A 3,924-nucleotide genomic window follows, 5' to 3' on the forward strand; every position below is an offset into this window, starting at 1 on the left:
CTCCAGTATTACTACTCGGGCTATTGGGGTGACCAACGCTACAAACTCCGCCAGGTACAAAAGCCATTTTCAACCCTGTCATATGCAGAACTCGATCCCGAAGATCGAAGACGCCTGGATGACAGCATCATCCATGCAACTGTTCTGAAACAAGACTCTCCCGCCGGCTCCCAGAATGCGGTCTATTCCATTTTCGAGCGGCTAAACACTGGCGGAAGTCCTCTTCAACCCCAGGAGATTCGAGTTGCGCTCTATCCTGGGGCTTTTCTGCAAGGGCTGAGCGAACTCAATGAAAATGCGGCTTGGAGAGCACTCTACGGTGCCAAGTCGCCGCGGCTGAAAGATCAGGAGATGATTCTCCGGATCCTTGCAATGTTCGAGGGCACAATCGAGTATTCCCGCCCACTTAAGGGCTATCTGAACAACTATCTCGGACTCAATCAAGATATTGCTCTCAGCCCATCAACTGCGTTGGGGCAACTATTCATCGAGACGATGACGCACCTGAATGATCATGTGGGAGCCCGGGTCTTCCGGCCAGTGCGACCGGTGAACGCCGCAGTTGTCGATTCGATCTCCGTTGGACTTATGAGAAGACTCGCGACCGGCCCGATTTCTGATCCGTCGACGTTGGCCGATATCTACGAGGCTCTCCTCAATGATCAGGACTATCGAACTGCCACAACTAGCTCCACTGCAGCGGAAGAAACGGTTACATCGCGCCTCACCAAGGCAACGGTTGCGTTCGCAGCGGTGGTCTAATGCGCGGGTTGGCGGAGGTCGATCGACGCTACAAGAGGCTCAAAGCCGTATTCGCTGGCATCGACGGCCAAGGGCTCACAAGTGAACTCTTGGCTCACTACGCCAAGTACTTGTGTGTGCTCGTTGCAGGATTCGCCGAACAGTCAGTAAAGGAGCTTGTCTCAGAGTACGCACGCGTACAGAGCTCGGAACGAGTACATCGATATGTCGCCGGCCAGCTGAAGCTCGTATGGGGTCTCGACACGGTGAAACTCCAGCGAATTGTCGAAGCCATGGATCCAACTTGGTGGGCAGAATTGAAGGCAGCGCGACCCGAGGAATTGGAATCACTTGCCAGCGTTGCGAGCGTGCGAAATCTCATCGCCCACGGTCAGGACACGGGAATAACGATCGGGACCATCACCAATTATTTCGAGGATGTCAACAAGCTGGTTCGGCATCTCAGCACCCTATTGGGAGACCCAACGGGGACGTACTAGCGATTGACGCCGTTGTCGACGTGGGTGGGTCCGCCGTCCTGGTATTCGATGATGTGGTGGGCTTCGCAGCCGGAGGCGGGGATCTGGCAGTCGTCGATGATGCAGGTGGGTCCGTCGCGGGCGATCATTCCGAGGCGTTGTTCGCGGCCAAAGCCGCGTTTCTCGTTGCCGAGGGCGAGTAGGCCGCCGTCGGGTCTGAGGTAAGCGGGGATGATGCTGCTGTCGCAGAGGGTCTGCTGGACGGCGGAGTAAGGGATCGGTTCGGGCACTCCGACGATCTCGCCGGTGCCTCGTTTGGTGCTGAGGACGTCGGCCGTTACCCGGACGACGACGGTGGGGGAGGCTCCGGAGACGGTGGGGGCGTCGCTCGAGCGGGCGAGGGAGTCGATCATCGCGGCGAACACGTCGGCGCGTTGCTGTCCGGGGGTGCGGGTCTCCCGCAACCGGCCGACCGGCGCCGGATCGCTGCCGGTACCGTCCGCCGCCCGGCTCGGCGACCCGGTGTCGGAACTTGCGGTGTGGTCGGGGAGGTCCAGGGTAGCGTCTCCGGTGCTGCGGACGGTGTCGGGGGCGTCGGTGGGGAGGTAGCGGGGGTCGGTTCGCGGGTTGAGGATCGCGTCGAACAGGGCGTGCAGTTTGCCGCCGACGTCGGGGGTGACCTGGCCGCCGAATTTCATCACCCCGTTCCGGACTGTGCGGGAGATCCAGAAGTCCCTGTCGTGGAATGCTTTCTCGGCCCGAGGTTCGATACCGTTCTCGTCCAGCCGGTCCCGCCACTGTCGGGCCTGCAACCCGACCAGGTCGGGTGGTACCGGCACCCCGTGGCTGTCGGAAGCGCCGGTGGCCTGGCCGACCAGGATCTGCTCGGCCGCGTCGAGGTGTTCGACCTCGGCGCGGGGTGCGGCGGCGGAGAGCTCCTTAGTGATCGCTTCGGCGGTTTCTACACCGATCGACCCGGACCGCAGGGCGGCGGCGACGTGCGGGAACAACGGGGGCAATGGTTGGCCGACCTTCACTCGGGGGCTGGTGCGGGCGCCGACCCGGACCCATTTCGATGCGGTCGCCGCGGAGACGCCGGCGACCTGCTCGATCAGCAGCGAGGGCCGGGCGTAGTTCAACCGGGCTGCGAGGCCTTCGCTGCCGAGCACCGGGTCGGAGCGGACGGCGACCTGATTGCTTGCTGCGGTGAGGATGGCCTCCAGGCCGCGGTTGAGCGCCGCGGTTTTGGAAAGCACCGACAGCACGGTGTTCGCCGGGAACCGGTCCAGGTGATCCAGGTCGAAGACCTCGATAGCGGTGGCGAGCTGCGCCAGAACCTCGTCCAGGACAGCGTCTTCGTCCGGCGCCTCGAGGGCCGGGGCGAGAGCGCTGACCGGGAGATTCATAAGCCCAGTCCACCACCAACCACTGAGATCGGAGCGGCTACCGAAACGAGCAACGGCGGGCATGATCCCGAACGCACTCGAGGGGCGAGGATCGGGTGTCTGACCGGTCTGTTCATGATCCCAGTGAACCACCAACCACCGACAATGGTCGGTTCCGTTTCGCCCTCTATGTCGGAGGATCGCGAGGCGCCGCGCGCGCGGGTGATATTCTGGGCACGTGCTGTTCAGGCTGCTTCTTAGTTGCCGCGACGGGGCCTAACATCCAGGCCTCCCCGTCGCGGGGTTTGTCCTGCCTGATCCACCCTTTCTTGCGAGGAAACTGATGAAGCAGAACACCGTTCCAGCCGAAGAGGCTGTGCCGTCAACCGGCACGCATTCCGGCCATCCCAAGCACGCCGCCCCGGCACCGCAGCCGCGGACCCTGGCGGAGAAGATCTGGGAAGACCACCTCGTCGCCAAGGGTGAGGACGGCACACCCGACCTCATCTACATCGACCTGCACCTCGTCCACGAGGTCACCAGCCCGCAGGCGTTCGACGGACTCCGGCTCGCCGGACGGCCCGTCCGCCGTCCGGACCTGACGATCGCGACCGAGGACCACAACACGCCGACCCTGGCCATCGACAAGCCCATCGCGGACCTCACCAGCCGTACGCAGATCGAGACGTTGCGTAAGAACGCCGTCGAGTTCGGGGTTCGATTGCATTCGCTCGGGGACATCGAGCAGGGCATCGTCCATGTCGTCGGCCCGCAACTGGGATTGACCATGCCGGGCATCACCGTTGTCTGCGGTGACTCGCACACCTCGACGCACGGAGCGTTCGGGGCGATGGCATTCGGCATCGGCACGAGCGAGGTCGAGCACGTGCTCGCCACGCAGACCCTGCCGCTCAAGCAGTTCAAGACGATGGCGATCAACGTCGAAGGAACACTGCGCCCGGGCGTCACTGCGAAGGACGTCATCCTTGCCGTGATCGCGAAGATCGGCACAGGCGGAGGTCAGGGGTACGTGCTCGAGTACCGTGGCTCGGCGATCCGAGCTCTCTCCATGGAGGGCCGGATGACGATCTGCAACATGTCGATCGAAGCCGGCGCGCGTGCGGGCATGGTGGCACCGGATGAGACGACCTACGCCTACCTCAAGGGTCGCCCCCACGCCCCGGAGGGCGCAGACTGGGACGCAGCGGTCGAGTACTGGAACACGCTTCCCACCGACGAGGGCGCAGTCTTCGACGCCGAGGTATTCCTGGACGCCGACACTCTGGACCCGTTCGTGACCTGGGGAACCAACCCAGGTC

Annotated in this window: 4 protein-coding genes; 3 read left to right on the forward strand and 1 reads right to left on the reverse strand. The window is 63.1% G+C overall.

Features of this window, described 5'->3' with window-relative positions; all coding sequences use genetic code 11:
• Both ACLQ62_RS07885 and ACLQ62_RS07890 read left to right on the forward strand, forming a co-directional pair.
• The coding region (locus ACLQ62_RS07885) for a hypothetical protein (RefSeq protein WP_411721094.1) at nt 1–762 on the forward strand (762 nt) is incomplete at its 5' end.
• A gap of 8 nt (nt 763–770) precedes the next feature.
• The gene (locus tag ACLQ62_RS07890) at nt 771–1,241 is read left to right on the forward strand and encodes a HEPN domain-containing protein (RefSeq protein ID WP_411721095.1); all 471 of its coding nucleotides are present in this window, start codon (nt 771–773) and stop codon (nt 1,239–1,241) included.
• On the opposite strand, the gene ACLQ62_RS07895 is transcribed toward ACLQ62_RS07890, so the two are convergent.
• Nucleotides 1,238–2,626 carry a DUF222 domain-containing protein gene (locus ACLQ62_RS07895; protein ID WP_411721096.1) on the reverse strand — a complete coding sequence of 463 codons (1,389 nt, stop codon included), beginning with the start codon at nt 2,624–2,626 and terminating at the stop codon, nt 1,238–1,240. The two genes, ACLQ62_RS07890 and ACLQ62_RS07895, sit on opposite strands and share 4 nt — an antisense overlap.
• Nucleotides 2,627–2,948: 322 nt before the next feature.
• Here ACLQ62_RS07895 and ACLQ62_RS07900 point away from each other — a divergent pair.
• Nucleotides 2,949–3,924: aconitase family protein (locus ACLQ62_RS07900; RefSeq protein WP_411721097.1), on the forward strand; the 976-nt coding region annotated here is incomplete at its 3' end.

Origin of the sequence: Mycetocola sp. (genome assembly GCF_046716805.1) — a bacterium.
GTDB lineage: Bacteria > Actinomycetota > Actinomycetes > Actinomycetales > Microbacteriaceae > Mycetocola_A.

Bases quoted from the DNA above. Each gene is read 5' to 3' on its own strand.
- ACLQ62_RS07895 (WP_411721096.1), bottom strand. From the start codon at position 2,626: ATGAATCTCCCGGTCAGCGCTCTCGCCCCGGCCCTCGAGGCGCCGGAC.